This window comes from Streptomyces umbrinus (assembly GCF_030817415.1).
GTDB classification, from domain to species: Bacteria; Actinomycetota; Actinomycetes; order Streptomycetales; family Streptomycetaceae; genus Streptomyces; species Streptomyces umbrinus_A.
On sequence record NZ_JAUSZI010000002.1, the window covers coordinates 4053265 to 4067238 of the forward strand.

The 13974-nt window shown below is 65.0% G+C and carries 7 protein-coding genes; 1 reads left to right on the forward strand and 6 read right to left on the reverse strand.

The window, feature by feature from the left end; all coding sequences use genetic code 11:
* Positions 1 to 55 precede the first annotated feature (55 nt).
* From QF035_RS17695 to QF035_RS17705, 3 genes are all read right to left on the reverse strand, one after another.
* A complete protein-coding gene (locus tag QF035_RS17695) occupies positions 56 to 679 on the reverse strand; it encodes a DUF4328 domain-containing protein (RefSeq protein ID WP_307521306.1) in 624 nt (207 codons plus the stop codon).
* Positions 680 to 789: 110 nt separating this feature from the next.
* Positions 790 to 1113, reverse strand: a complete 324-nt coding sequence (locus QF035_RS17700; protein WP_307521307.1) for a hypothetical protein — start codon at positions 1111 to 1113, stop codon at positions 790 to 792.
* A 35-nt stretch (positions 1114 to 1148) separates the two neighbouring features.
* On the reverse strand, positions 1149 to 1604 hold the full coding sequence (locus tag QF035_RS17705) for a hypothetical protein (protein ID WP_307521308.1): 456 nt from the start codon (positions 1602 to 1604) through the stop codon (positions 1149 to 1151).
* Between the two features lie 51 nt (positions 1605 to 1655).
* Here QF035_RS17705 and QF035_RS17710 point away from each other — a divergent pair, with 51 nt between their 5' ends.
* A complete protein-coding gene (locus QF035_RS17710) occupies positions 1656 to 2000 on the forward strand; it encodes a hypothetical protein (RefSeq protein ID WP_307521309.1) in 345 nt (114 codons plus the stop codon).
* A 16-nt stretch (positions 2001 to 2016) separates the two neighbouring features.
* Here the strand turns inward: QF035_RS17710 and QF035_RS17715 are convergent, their stop codons facing one another.
* The 3 genes from QF035_RS17715 to QF035_RS17725 all read right to left on the reverse strand — a co-directional run bounded on the left by QF035_RS17715 (position 2017) and on the right by QF035_RS17725 (position 13511).
* Positions 2017 to 2202, reverse strand: a complete 186-nt coding sequence (locus QF035_RS17715) for a DUF397 domain-containing protein (RefSeq protein WP_307521310.1) — start codon at positions 2200 to 2202, stop codon at positions 2017 to 2019.
* A gap of 571 nt (positions 2203 to 2773) precedes the next feature.
* Complete coding sequence (locus QF035_RS17720) at positions 2774 to 9613, reverse strand: RHS repeat-associated core domain-containing protein (RefSeq protein WP_307521311.1); 6840 nt, start codon at positions 9611 to 9613, stop codon at positions 2774 to 2776.
* Between the two features lie 175 nt (positions 9614 to 9788).
* The gene (locus QF035_RS17725) at positions 9789 to 13511 is read right to left on the reverse strand and encodes a LamG domain-containing protein (protein ID WP_307531197.1); all 3723 of its coding nucleotides are present in this window, start codon (positions 13509 to 13511) and stop codon (positions 9789 to 9791) included.
* Between the last annotated feature and the right edge of the window lie 463 nt (positions 13512 to 13974).

Genomic DNA, 13974 nt, shown 5'->3' on the forward strand with positions numbered 1-13974 from the left:
CGAAGCGGACTCATGCGGAATCAGTCGCACGCGCCATGCGCCCCCCGGTCGGCTCTCAACCCGAGACGTACGGCCCCTCGGCAGCCTTCAGCCGCTGCATGGCCGTCAGCCGGAAGGCGAAGTACACCGCGGCCGCCGCGGCGGCGACTTCCAGAATGTCGCCGACGATCACCTGGAGCACGGCGTCCCGGATCTCCGAGAGGGCGTCGGCGTTCTCGTAACGCTGCCCGGCATACCGCTGGAACAGGGTCGTCGTGACGAACAGACCCCACCACAGGTTCACCGGCCAGAAGGAGACCTTGTACGGCTCACCATCGCCCGGCAGCCGCGTACTGGCTCCCCACATGTCGACTGCGACCCGGTAGGGCATCCAGAGATTCACCACCGGAACGAACCAGCACCCGACCGCCCAGCCGGGACCGTTACGGAACCGGTCCGGCCCAAGTACCCCGGCGCAGCGACGCATCCAGAAGAACCAGACGATGAACCCGATCGCACAGGCGAGGAACGTGGCGCCCTGGACCTGTCCTGCCGTCCGGTAGAGCGCCTCGGCATCATCTATCGCCTGCCGCGGCGTGAAGGCGAAGCCCCCGTCCTCGTCGATAAGCGTGTACAGCCGGACGCCGGCATAGACGGCGAACAGATCGCTGAGAGCAACGACGGCTAGCAACGCCGACATCCCGACCAGGAGGAAACGCGGCGGCCGTGACACCCGACCGGGCAGCGCGGAGCGCGGATGAAGATCATGGGATGCCGCCCCGTCGGAGCGTGGCGCAGATATACGTCGGTTCACCAGGACTTGCGATCCAGGAGGACGAGCCCGTCGATTGACTCCAGGCGTGCCTGCAGCACCGGGTCAGGAGCCGAGTTCTTGGTCAGCAGGAGCACACCCACCGTCGGGTGTTCTGACGCGTAGAGGTCGTCTTCCCCGTCATCACCGGGAATGAGGTTCGGCTGGATCTCCACGCGCCCATCGGGGCGGTCGGCCTTGTAGTAGACGCCGCGGTAGTCACTGTCGCGTTCGACGAAGGCCAGCCCAAGGCTGCTGGTGACAACCTGAGCCAGCTCGCTCGCGCTGTGAGTGCGGGTGCCGTAGGTGGTGTATTCGGTCATGGTGGACTGACCTTAGGCCGCATGGTCCGAACACGTCACAACGCGATCGGCCGATATCTCAACACCGCGTCGACGATCGCCTCGGCCGAGGCGTCCTCCAACTCGGCCGGAGGATGGAATATGAGGCCATACACCTGCGGATACGCCACGTTGACCTCAAGAAGCTGCAAGTAGTACTCGGTCTCGGCGTCGTCCGCCAAGACCCTGGACACGATTTCAACAAGCTCGTCGCGCGTGATGTCGGGCACCTTGGGCCATGCGGGTCGGGCCGCTTCCGTGGCGAACTCCTGCAGGCTGCGCCAACCGTCGTACTCGGTGAAGTCGATGAACGAGTACTCGTGTCCCGTCCGCTCATTGAAGGCGGCGACAGCCGCGGAAGCGGCTGCCCCACCGAGACTGATCAGACCCGCGATCCGCTCGATCTCCTCGCACATCTCGTCCAGGCGATGTCGGCCAACAGACGGCGGAAGCAACTCCGGGCGCAAGTCCATGGTCCGCAATTATGCGTGGCCCCTCGGTCCAGGTTGGGGGACGATCCGACCGTGGACATATCCCATGAAGGCCCGCGCCTCGACCCCGTGTTGCTGGAGATCGCCAACAACGTGTGCGGTCTGATGCGGTCAGGCCCTCACGCCTCGTCCGTGGCCGAGCGCCTCGTACGAGCAGGCTGGCAGTCGAAGTCCACCTCGTGGCATGCCTACGAGCTCGAAACCACCTGGTGCCAGTTCGAGGTCGAGCCCACCGGCGACTCCGCCGTCCTGCTGAACGGCGTCGTCGATCCAGGCCGGTTCGACGAACTCGCGACCCTGCTCACACGCCTCTGCCTGCCGTTCGACCTCGAACTCTACGACGAGGAGGGCGTCTTGACGCGGGAGAACCAGTCCTGACAGTCCGGGTACCGCCTCACCTGAGGGCCCGAACAAAGACCCCGAACACTGACGGACCCATCAGAAGCGCGAGCCCGTCAGGTGCCTTGGAGTCGCGAACGGCCACGCTTGCGAAGGAGGTCGAGGCGAGATCGGCAACCTCGACGCAATTCCCCCCTTGGTAGTTGCTGTAGCTGGACGTGAACCAGCGGGCCCAGCGCACCCGAACCAGCGGTCTGACCGTCCTGCAAGACCCTCGTCTCCCCTACGACGAAGTGCACCGCAGCCGCTTCGGCCACCGAAAAGCAGCGGAGTCGGCCTTGCGATGATCGCGAGTGACCGGATCGTCCGATAATTTCGCTATGCCCTCAGCAGCCTGGTTCGAGATCTTCAGAGCCAATAGATGACCCTTGGGTGAATCGAAGGAGGAGCCTCTTAGCCATAGCATGTTGATATTCATCAGCCATCTCGAGTGGCGTCTTGCCGGGTACGGGGTTGGCTAGCGGAGACGCCCCGTACGCAAGCAGTAGCGCAATCAAGGTTACACCCATCTCACCATCAGATTGAATTGCCGAGTCAGCCTCATAGTCTACGGCATGAGACAATAGAGTCAGCCCGCAACTAAGCTCATTGGGGTTAGCTCCAGAATCCAAAAGACGGGCCAACTCGGCCGCGTCACCATCCTCAATTGCCTGGTGAACAGGGCTCCACAAGTTCTCGATTTCCACAGTCACGCCCCCATTGTATACGAGGTGGCGTAGACCTCCAGAGCTGGAGGTCTACGCCACCTCGACTCACTCTCTACCAGAAGTGTAGTTTATTCGAATATTCGGGAAGGCATCATGAAATTTCCCAATGACCGGCGTACATGACGAACAGGCTTGCTGCGACGAGTGCAGGGTCAAACTCCCCTTAATGCTTGACGGCTTCCCTATTTGGTTAGCTATATACGTGAGCATCTTGTATTCAGTATCATTTACGCGCGAGTTATTTCCTGTAGAAGTCGCCGTGAAACGTGCAGGATTTCCTCCGCCACCCACAACAGGCACCAGGCCAGTTTGTTCGTGCCTTCCACTTGTCGCAAGCAGGATCTGCGGAGATCCTCCTTCCAGCCGTAGCTCTCCCGCCAAAGCTGACCGCTTTTTTCCTGCGATTCCCTTCGCGAAAAGGGCTTCAACTTCTTTAGCCAGTTTCCTTGACGTCGCCTTGGTTGCTTCTCTGAACAGGAGGGATCCGCCGAAACCCGCGTCAAAAGTTCCCATAAGCGGCGCATCGCACACGACGGGCCCTGGGGGGCATTTATCTTCGTGATCCAGCCTGCCCCACGCCTCGTCGAAGTCACCTGCAAGTAGAGAGGCAAGCGGGCCGTCCGGGATCAGATTCTGGAAGAAGCTGCCGACATTCTTATCGACATCGCCCGGGCCGACATTCCCCCAGCAGCGCCCGTAAGCGCAGGCCAAAACCTCGCCCTGGCTATTCTGCATAGTTTGGCCGTTACTGCCGGTGTGGGAGGTTCCGTCAGTGCGGACCCAACCAGTCGCAACGCCCCCACCCGTCGCATTCCCATTCTTGGAGAGACTGCCGTCGCCGCGCGTGACGACACCGTTTCCGCAGCCTTCGGCGAAGCCCTTGCCGCAGGCCAAGCCAAGTCCTGTGGGGTCGGAGAAGGTTAGAGGGTTGTTGACGCTGTAGTTGTATCCGTTGAGGGTCTGGTGCTTGTCAAGTTCAAGCAGCGGGTCAACGCTGATGAACTGACCGATGGCCGGGTCGTATTCACGCGCACCGATATGTGTCAGGCCCGTGGAATCGTCAGCCGACTTGCCCAGGAACGCCTTGTCATCCGGCCAGTTCGCCGCCTTCTCGCCCCGCGAAGCACCGAACGGTGTCGTGTACCGCTTCGTCACCGCATACGTCGTGGCGTCCATCGCGAGGCTCGACGTGCCGTGATGGTCAGCAGCGAGGAAGCTGAGCTTCGTGCCCGAGACCCCCGATGTCGCCGTGCGGACCGCGATCGTCTGGCCGGCGGCCGAGTAGTAGCGGCTGCCGGAGAGGGTTTTCGTTGCGCCCTTCGTCGTCAGGCGGACCTCGGTGCCGCCGAGGTAGAGGATCGTGTCGCCGTCACCCGCGGCCCGGCGGATCAGCAACTCGCCGCTCGCGTCGTACAGGTAGCTGGTCTGCGCGCCCTTGGCGTTCGTGGTCGTCGCGAGCTTGCCCTCGCTGTTCCACGTGTGTTGCTGGGAGCCGGACGTGACCGGCTCGGAGCCCAGCCACACCCCAGCGCTCCACTGCGGTTCCCAGTCCTTGTTGTAGACGACGAGGACCCCGGTGTCCTGGAGCGTGGCGAAGTAGCCGGAGCCCCAGGTCTTCGAGTCCCACAGGGGCTTGTTGTCCTTGTCGTAGACGACGAAGTTGCCGTCCTCCTGCATCGTGGCCCAGGCACCCGCGTGACCGGCGGTGTCCGTGTGCCAGGCGATCTTTCCCGTCTCTCGGTCGTACAGAGCCAGGTCGCCGTCCTCGCGCATGACCAGGCGGGCACGCTGGGAGCGGACCTCTTCACCGGAGGTGAGCTTCCAGCCGGCGCGGAAGAACTGGTGGGACGTCGTGGTGGTGCGCTTGGTGGTGTTGCCGCTCTTGTCGTAGTCGAAGTTCTCGGTGCGCGAGCCGTCGCCGGTCGTGGAGACCTCGTCCAAGGCGTGCGGCTGGGCCTCCCCCGACGCGGGGTAGGAGTACTTGCGCTCTGTGTTCTGGCCCTGGCGGATGCCTACGCCGTGCGCGGTCTCCGTCTTGCGCTGACCCGCGTCGTTGTAGGTGTACGACGTCCAGTACGGCGCTGCGCCGTCGATGTTGCCCGCCGTGCGACCCGAGGCCGCGCAGTCCCCCGTCTTCGGGGTCCAGGACTCGGTCAGGCGGCTGTAACCGTCATACGCGAAGCACTGGTAATCGGCCTTGCTCGTACCGCCCTGCGTCGTGCCGTCGAAGACCGACATGACATTGCCCGCGTCGTCCTGAGTGAACCTCAGGTCCTGCGTCATGTAGCTGTGGACGTCGTCCCTGACGAAGGAGCGGACCAGTCGGCGGGTGCCGGCCTCGTACTCGTAGGTCAGGTAGGCCTTTTTCGCCGAGTCGTCGCCGCTCGTGCCCAGCGTGAGCCCCTGCAAGTCGCCCTGGGGCAAGTAGGCGGCGCCTTGCAGGTAGCCGCTGGTCCCGGAAGCTGTGAGTTGCTGGCCTGTGGCGTTGTAGCCATAGGAGATCGTCTCGGAGGCCAGGCCTCCGACAGCAGGCTGGGAGTACTGGCCGATCGTGCCGTCCGGGCGGTAGCCGGTGGTGGACGAGAGTGTCTTGGGCACTCCTGCGGCGACCAAGGGATCATTGTCGGGCAGAGTGAGCTGACTGTCGGTGACCTGGTAGAGGTTGCTGTAGTCGTTGACCTTCTGGGTGTAGGCCTTGCCGTTCACCCCGCCGTCGTAGCGCACGGCGGTGTCCTGCTGTCCCTTGTCCAGGCTGTCGAAGGTCCAGGCCGCGAGCTTGTTTCCGTCCGTCTTGCTCGCCTGCCACATGCCCGTCCTGCGGCTCAGCTCGTCGTACTCGTACAGCAGCTTCTTGGACTCGTCGTTGTTCGCCGTGGTGCTCGTGACGCGATCGAGGCTGTCGTAGTCGGTGCTGCTCGTCCCCTTGTCCGGGTCGCTGGCCGTCACCTGACGGCCGAACAGGTCGTAGCCATAGGACCACTTGGACTGGTCCGGGCCGGTGATGGCCTTCTGCTGTCCGGCAGGCGTGTACGTGTACGCGGTCGTGTTGAAGTCGGTTCCGGTCGGCCTGAGGCCGCCGTACTCGCGTCGCTCGGTCGTCTGGCCGAGGGCGTTGGTGACGACAGTTGTGGCCTGGCCACCCGTGGGGGCGGAGGTGGCGACCGTGTCACCGGTGTAGCTCGTGTCGATGGTCCATCGGGTTACGCCATGGTTCTTCGTCACCGTCCTGGTGGCACGGCCCGCACCGTCGTACGTCGTGTCGTTCTGGACCGGAGCCTGGCTGCCCTCGGTCTGCACCGGAGTGCTGGAAGGTGCGGAGGTGTTGTCCCATGTGTCGCCCTGCTGGCTCACCGCCAGGCCGCGGTCGTCGTACAGAGTCAGGGAGATGAGGCGTCCGCCGACCGGACTCGGCGTCTGGATCTGTCGGCTTCGGAGCAGGGAGTCGTAGAACTCGTACGTGGTGTTGTAGCCGGAGCCGGTGCCCTTGAGGGTTCCCGTCGATACCCAGGACATGTCCGAGCTGGTGACCTTGTATTCGTAGACGTAGTTCGGCGTCTGGTTCAGCGACTGGAAACGATTCGGCAGCCATACCTTGGTGACTCGTCCGAGGCTGTCGTACTCGGACACCGTGATCTTGTCGTTGGGGTCGGCGACCTTGACCGCGGCGCCGGTCGCGAAGTCCAGCGTGGTGGTGGTCTTGTGCGACTTGGCGTTGGTGACCGCGGTCGACGTCAGCGGTCCCGCCGCTGCCGGTGTGTACGCCGTACTGGCGGCAGCCAGACCGTTGGTGTCCTTCACAACCAGCGGGCGGCCGAGCGTGTCGTACGTGGTCGTCGCGACCTTCTGCCAGGACGGGGCGTCATCGCTCCCGTAGGACTTGGCGCGGCCGGACCACACGGCCTCGCCCTTGGTCGGCTTCTGGGAGGCGGACCAGGCTGTGGCGCCGGTGTCGTCGAAGACCACAGCAGTGTCGGATATGACGTCGCCCGGGCGCGAAGAATCGGCCGGCAGGTCCAGGCTCGCGTCTGTCGCCGTACAGGTCTTGGCGACCGTACGGGTGCGGGATACCAGGGAGTTGATGCCCTTGTCGTCGTTGCGGGCGTACCAGGTGCGGGTGCAGGTCTCGTCACCGGTGACGGCGTCGTCGCCACCGTCCCGGACGGTCGCGGCCATGCCGTAGTCGTCATACGTGGTCGTGGTGGTGCGCACCCTGTCACGAGGGGTGATGCCGCTGGTGATGTTTGTGCGGGCGTGGGTGGCTTCCGTGCGGACGTAGTACGCCTCGGTGTCGGCGTACGACTTGTGCTGGGTGGCCGTCTTCTTGGACCAGGGGTCGTTGACGGTGCCGGAGACCTCGGTGTCGCCGTTGTAGGTGACCGATTCGCGGGTGATGCCCGCGTACCGGTCGGAGTCGGTGATCTTCGCGGCCTTGATGCCGGTCACCTCGGCGGTCCTGCGCGCGTCGCGGTCGGGGGTCTTGCCGTCCGAGCCGAGGACGCGGTCGCCGTTCATGCCTCGCAGGTAGACCGTGGTGGTCTTCAGCTGCTTGCTGTCGTTGTCACCGCTGAGGTGGGTGACCCTGCCGAAGCCCCGCCACATCGACCAGGTGCGTTCCTTGGCCGGGGTCATCGGGTCTTCGTTGTAGTGCCAGGCACCGCCGCCCGAGTACTGGTAGGTGTGCTGGACGGCTTCCGAACCACCGTGCGGGGCCGATGTGGACACCGACGTGACCGGGTACTTCTGGAACCAGTCGAGCGTCGGGGTCTTCTCGCCGTTGGGTGACCAGTAGACCGGGTAGCAGAGCTTGGTGTTCTCGTCGACCTTGGGCATGGTCTGCCCGTAGACGCAGTCGGCCTCTTTGTAGGAGACGATCGTCGCGGCGCCAGTCTCCGAAGTCACCGTCCGCAGGCGCGGTTTGTCGAGCGAGAGGATGTTGTCGGCCGGGCCGTCGACGCGGTTGGGCAGGAGGACGTGCGTGAACTTCACCGGGTCCAGGGCGAGATCGGTGCCGCGCTTGCCGGTGTGCTTGATCTCGTCCAACCACAGTGACTCTGAGGTGGAATCACCGGTTTCCCCGGGATCGAGGTAGAGCTGCTTCAACACCCACGCGTCCACGGCTGCGTAGTCCGGTGTGGCGGCGGACGCGTTCCATGCATAGGTGGAGATACCCGTCAGTCGCTTACGGGTGAAGAAGGACGGCCCGTTGTTGCCGGTGCACTTGTCGCCCTCCTTACAGATCGCGTCGAACGGAACATCCGGCCAGTTGTCGCGGGTGTCCTCGGTCAAGGAACCGCAATTGGTGGCGATACAGCGCTCGTCGTAGCTGAAGGTGACTTTGTTGGAGGCCGCGGGGGTGGCGGAGAACAGAGCGCCGGCGCGCTGGCCGTAGCGGATCTCCTTGAGATAGCCGCCACGGGTGTAGTCGGTACCGGTCGTGTCGTCGCCGAGCTTGTCGTAGTTATTGTGCTCGGCCGCATACCAGTAGCTCACGGCGTTGCTGTGGGTGTCCTCGACGTAGTCGAGGTTCCAGCGCCAGGCCTGCTTCCTGTCCCGGCCGGAGAAGCCCGCGCCGTCGTCGTACCCGAACTCGCCCTCGTCGTCGCCGAAGACCGGGACGGTCCACACCGAGTCGGTTCGGTCGTTCGCGCCCGCACCGTCGAGCTTGTTCAGGCCGAAGGTGTAGGTGGTGCCGTTGCCCGTGGTGACGGTCCAGTACTCGCCGTTGTCGTCGCCGTTGTCCGCCCCGGTGTGGTGGGTGACGGTGGATGCATCGTCGTTCTTCAGCCGCCAGATGCCGCTGATGTCGTCCTTGACCAGTTCGGTCGCCTTGCCGTTGAGGACCAGCGAGGCGTTGTCGTACTTCCAGCAGAGGTCGTACTTGCCGTCCTGGCCGTCGTCGTCGCACGAGCCGTACTTGCGCTCGATGTACGAGGAGGTCAGGTCGAATCCCTCGCCGATCTGGCTGCCCTGGTTGTTGGTTGAGGCGGTGCGGCCGTCCACGCTGCCGGAGTCGTAGGAGATGTTGAGGTCCGGTGCCGGGCCCGCCGCGGCCGGAGGGGTACGGAGGGGGTAGGACCAGGTGAAGGTTCCTGATGAGCCGCCCGCCTCCCAGGTGGAGGACGCCGCAAGGGGCGTGGCCTTGTAGTCGCCGCTGCCGGACTGCGTGCCCGCCGCCACGGCCAGGACAATCGTCTCTGCGGCGCTGGAGTTGGACGCGACCGCAGAGGAAGCGTTGTTGAACGCAAGTGTCGTCGAAAGGCGCTCGGCGCCACGGTCGTTGCTCGACTCGAGCGTTTCGGACGTACGGCACTCGGCCTCTGCCGCATCGCTGAGGAGGCATGCGGGGAACTTGAGAACTCTCAGTCGTCCGGCCCAGTCGCCTCCGTACGCCGTGGCAAAGGCTCCGTAGCCGATGCCCAGGCGTGCCTGGCCTCCGTCCTTGGGTCCGGTGACAGCCAGTACCACACCCTTGATGCCGAGCTTGTTGGTGGCCTTCTGATCCAGGACCTGTATCTCCACCGCATCAGCGGTTTGCGTCGCCTTCTTCCCCTTGGTGCTCTTGGCAGCGGAGAGAGTCACCGGCAGGGCGCCCGGATCCGCCTCGGCAGTCCCCGACCCGGACAGCTGCAGAGTCCCCTTGCCGCCCTTGGGCCACGTGACGCTCCGGCTCTGGTTGTCCCGGGCGCGGTCGGCCGCGGCGCGGTCCGCCGCAGCGGACTCCGCCACAGCGGCGGCGTTCTTCTTGTTCACCTTGTCGGTGAACGGGGTGACCTTCGCCGACCTGGGCGGCTTCAGATCCGGCTTGCCCAGCGGATCCGCCTCGTCGGCGAACGCCACAGGCGTCAGCAACCCCGGCACCAGGGCGAAACCGACTGCGACGGCCATCAGCCGAGACCAGGGGCGTCTCGCAGCGCTGCCGGATCCCGCCGGGCGGGCGGCGAAGGGGTTCATCACACGTCTCCTCGCGTGCGGCTACCGGAATCCGGGCCGCCGCACGCCGTCGAAGGTCTACAAGAAGAAGCAAGAAGGGTTCAGAGAACGGGAGTTGAGCAGGCGGCGCCTACACCGATGGCTGCGCGATCTGACCGCTGACCTGTTCGGCGGTCATCGCTCCGGTCCACACGCGCACCTTTGCCAGGTCGCCGGGCAGGTAGTGCCCCGTCGCACCGCTCGCCGATCCGCGTCCTGCCGAGAGGACTCCGCTGCCCTGCTGCGGCACGGACAGCCCGGGATCGCCCTCGCCCCGCTGAACGAACTGACCCACGTACAGCTCGGCCACGCCGAAGCGCTGCGTACCGTCGTCGGCGGTAAAGTCCTTCGTCGCGTCGAAGACACCGGAGACGTCGACCCACGTATCCCATTCCTTCTCACCGACCGGCGTCTCGGCCGGAGCCAGCGCGGTGTCGATCACCTTGCCGGTGGAGTCGACGGCGGTACGCCCGAACCTCCACTGGTAGACGCCGTCCTCAGGCTTCTCCACCCACAGCGCCCACGAGGACTCCTTGCCCACAGGCGTGGCCTGTCCGGCCACAAGTCCCCGGTAACCGACCGGCTTCGCTGCCAGCAGCGCCTTGTTCAGCCGTACTCGGGCAGACACCGTGAACGAACCGGTCTCGTCGACCACCGGGCCGGTCGCGGAGGCGTACCCGGTGGTGCCGTTCAGCACCAGCGCCGTGGCATCCTCACCCGCCAGCGCCGCTCCCGAACCAGAGAGGGTCAGGCCACCGCGGCGGTAGGGGAAGGACGTGCTGGCCGGGTCGTCTGGATCCTCCGGGCTCTCCCCCACCTGGCTCCCGGACGAGATGGTGGCGTCCCAGTGGGCGACCAGTTCATTGGTCGGTGTGCCGTCCCGGTCCAGCCTGCTCTCCTCGCGGATCTGATCGGCCGTGCGGGCGTCCTGCCAGACAGCCGGCTCGTCCAGCAGGCCGAAGAAGTACTCGCCGCCGGTGCTGCCCTTCAGGGAACGGCCGAACTGCAGCCCTCCGGTCGCTGCCCACGGTTCGTACGTCGATGCCGAGGCCGCGAGTCCGACAGGATCGCCCTGGGGCTGCCCGTTGACGAACAGCTGAATGGTGTCGTTGTTCTTGTCCGCGTCGTTCTGGGTGTTGAAGACCCCGGCCAGATGGGTCCAGACCTTCAACTGCGGATTGGCTTCGTTGGAGAAGGAACGGATGTAGACGGGACTCGCCTGATCCTTGTCCGTGCGGTTGAAGATCCACTTCTGGTACGCGGACGAGTAGTACAGGGCGAACGCGCTGCTCTTCGAACCCGGTTCCGAGAGCACCATCCGATTCGCGGACGCGTCGGTCAGGTACACCCAGGCCGAGACGGTGAAGGAACCCTGAGTGTTGACCGCGGGCGATGCCGTCGCCGCATGGCCGACCTGCTGGGCGGCGTCCGAGACGTTGTCGTTCAAGCGCAAGGAGTAGTCACCCGCGCCACGGCGCGCCCTGGTCGACCCGCCTGTGCCTGCCTCTCCCACGAGGGTCGCGTTGTGGCGGGGGCCCTCAGTGGCGGTGTCCGTCGCCGTCATGGTGCCGGAGCCCGGCTTGATGTCTTCGAATCGCCACCGACCGGTCGCGCCCGGAGGCAGTGACACATTGACGTAGAAATATGCGGGCGGTCCCCAGCGCTTCCGGCCGTCCTTGTCCAGCTTCAGATCGCTGGCCTCGACCGACAGCGTCTGCGTACCCGACAGACCTGGCTTCACATCAGTGACGGTCACAGGAGTATTCGTCGTACTCGCGTTCACCGTCTTGGTGGCATCGGCGCTGCTGGTCAGGAACCTCCAGCGATACGCCTTGACGTCGGTGTCGGCCGCGTTCGGCCCGAAGGTGAAGCTTCCTGGCACACCTGGGCCGCCATGAGGCGCGCAGTCGTCGGTGAGGCACTCGGTGTACGGGCCGCCGGAGGCGATGGTCGGCACCTTCGGCGCCGTCGAGTCGATCCGCAGGTAGCACCACGACGAGTACGGCGAGAACAGGTCACCCGACTTGCCGTTGTAGCTCCAATGGGACTGAGTTCGGGCCCTGAACCGATACAGGCCGCCATCTGCCCGCTTGTCGGTCACCGTCTTCTCCAGAGTGCCGTCCGTGTGCCAACCTTCATCCGGTTTGTAGTCACTCCACACCTGCGCCCACGTACCTGACGTCGTGTCCGTACTGGAGCGCTGCATCACGAACTCGGCCTGCAGAGAGCCCTTTTCCTCACCCGAACTCGGCTGGACCTTCGTCTGAACGCGAGCCTGCACCGTGGGGGTGTCCACCGTGACGGTGAGCGGGTCCGACGAAGGACGGCAGACGGCCGTGTCACCAGTACCGGGGATCGCACCGACCGAGGTGGGCACCCCTGGCCTGTGCACGTACCAGACCTTCAGCTCGGCATTGGAGTCGAACCGCTTCCAGGCTCGCGGCTCACCCTCGTCCTTCGCGCGGAGCATCAGCGTCAGCCGGGAGATCTTGCCATCGGCGAAGGCTCGTACCGTTGAGGTCAGATTCTCGTCCGGCTCATCGGGGTTGTCGTTGAACTCGACCCAGGAGTTGGGCTGGTCAGGAGTGCAGAGGTCCCCTCGGCCCGCCGACACGTAGCGGTCGCCCATCTGGTCGAGTTGCTTGGGGCCCGGCCACCGCGTGCCTTCGGAGATGTTGTCCGTGCGCTCGAGATCCACCCAGTAGGGCGTGCAGTTGAACGACCAGGTCTCGTACGCGCGGAACGTCGCGTCCAGCACCTGCTTGCCGGCCAGTTTCCCGGCGCCGAACTCGAAGTACATCCGGTCGGTGTAACCGCCCGTACTGCAGGCGAACCCGTCCGCGACACCACAACGGCCCACGCCCTTGGGCTCGCTGAACTTCCAGAACTTGTCGCCGTCCGACGACAGCTTGGTCCACTCGGAGGCGCCCAGGCCGACGGAAGGGTCTATGAAGACCGGGTACACCGTCTTCTGTCCGCGCAGCAGATCCAGGTCCGGCTTCACCGAGACCGTGCCCTCGCCCACCGAGACCGGCAGCTCCGCGGTGGCATCGCCCTCGCCAGGATGCGCCGGATCGGCCGCAACACGTTCCTCCGCTTGCGCCTCCATTCGCTCAGCCGACATCAACTGCGGCTGCACCTCAGTGGGCTCGTCATCCCCCGCCGAATCCCACATCTGCCCAGCGGGGCCGCGGAACACCGCGTTGCCGTCGGCATCCACCGCACGCAGACCACCCCCCGCTCCCGGCACCAGGCTCAGTCCCTCACCGGTGGCAGTGAGCTTCACCTGCTCCAGTTCCGAACTGGCCGCGGCGTCGGCTGTCTTGACCACCAGCACCTCGCGATAGCCCTCAGCCGTCGCGGTGAGTTGGAGATCCACGCCGCTGATCGGGACGTCGGTGTAGGTGGCCGTTGCCCCGTCGAGGGTCGGCACGGGCAGCGAAGCGGGCCAGCCCAGCTTCACCGCCTGCCCGTCATGACCGAGCCGCAGCATGCCCGAGCCGCTGCCGCCGCCCGAGAACGCCAGATCCACCACCGCGGACTTCGGTCCAACTGTGCCGTTCGAACGCTTCTCCAGCGTGACATCGATGTCCTGCCACGAACCGTCTTCAGCCCTGGCTCGCTGTGGCTCTGTCGACTGGGTGAGGGCGAACGTTCCGTCAGGGTTCGCGACGGTCGTTGTGTACTCAGTCCGCGCCGACGTCACCTCGACCGGTTCGCCGGACGCAGCCGCCTGCTGCGAGGCCGACTGCTCGTTGACTTCGGACAGTTGTGGCGCGGCCTGAGCGTCGGTCGACGCCGCGAACGTCACCATCGGCAGCAGGGACAACAGCGTTGCCACTGCTGCCACCCCGCCGACTACACGGCGTGACCGACCCCGCGCATGGCCATACCGACTCCCGCGCCCCAACCCCACAGTCCCCACCCCAGAGTCACAGAATCTTCAAAGGTGGAGTGAGTTAACGCGGCACCAGTTCCTTACGGCAAGGCGTATTTGACATCAAAATTCGATGACTGTGAAACCCTGACCTGCGGAAATGACACAGCATGTCCGATGTGCGCGAAGTCCGCCCCACCGGAAAAAAAATCACGCTCCGTAGCGGACGAAAGAGAATGCATCGCATGAATTTCGCCACTCTCCGCACATGGCACTGTCCAATGTTTAAGCAGTAACGGCGGTGGCGAGCGGACGTGGCCAGGAGCAACCTCCTGGCCACAAACAAGTCCGCCGCCCTGAGCGATCGCGGTGGCACCCAACAGGATCAGACAGCCAGACC